The following is a 759-nucleotide window of genomic DNA, read 5'->3' as shown; positions in this document are numbered from 1 at the left end:
TTAGATAGGCTGAATAGTTACGAAGTTTATTATAAGTCCTCCCTCTGAAGTATACCCATACAAATAAGAAAAAGAAGAAGAGTTCTGAATAAAGCCCTTCTAGCACTACATCCTTTCAATAAAACAATTTAACTAATAGCTAATGGACCTGTTGTATAAGGTTTAAGCTATAGGTCGTCTTGCCTTTGGTTGAAACTAGTTGATCTAAGGTGTAACTAATCAGGAATTCAACAGAAATATAAACTTTTAAAAGACCAAAATGGCACGGTTTGGAGATCTCACAACGCCAATATATTCATATATAAGATTATAATTAATATATGATCCAGAATTGTATTGATTCTAAGATCATGACCTATATAAACAAAAAAATCCCCAACAAATACATGTTGGGGATTCTCTAAAAAAGGCGATGTCCTACTCTCCCACGAGGTGCAGTACCATCGGCGCAAACGGGCTTAACTTCTCTGTTCGGAATGGTAAGAGGTGAGCCCCGTCGCTATAACCACCTTAAGTCATAGCTGCCTGTAGCAATCTAGTGCTACTCTACAGCGTCATACATAGGTATGACAAATATCTTGACATATTGAAAAAAGGGCATTTGATGCCTGTATACATAAAAAAGTTTGCACTTGTTAAAAGAACGGCGTACAATAAGCCTATGGGCTATTAGTATCACTCGGCTATGACATTACTGCCTTTACACCTATGACCTATCAACGTGGTAATCTTCCACGGCCCTTTAAAGAAATCTCATCT

General features: G+C 37.2%; 2 rRNA genes. Both read right to left on the bottom strand.

Annotation, left to right across the window (positions count from 1 at the left end):
• Window positions 1-404: 404 nt before the first annotated feature.
• Window positions 405-513, bottom strand: a 5S ribosomal RNA gene (gene rrf / locus JEM65_RS21110).
• A 136-nt stretch (window positions 514-649) separates the two neighbouring features.
• Window positions 650-759 (bottom strand): 23S ribosomal RNA (locus JEM65_RS21105); the annotation flags it as partial.

The organism is Gelidibacter salicanalis, from assembly GCF_016469035.1.
Lineage (GTDB): Bacteria > Bacteroidota > Bacteroidia > Flavobacteriales > Flavobacteriaceae > Gelidibacter > Gelidibacter salicanalis_A.
This window is presented reverse-complemented; position numbering and strand designations above follow the sequence as displayed.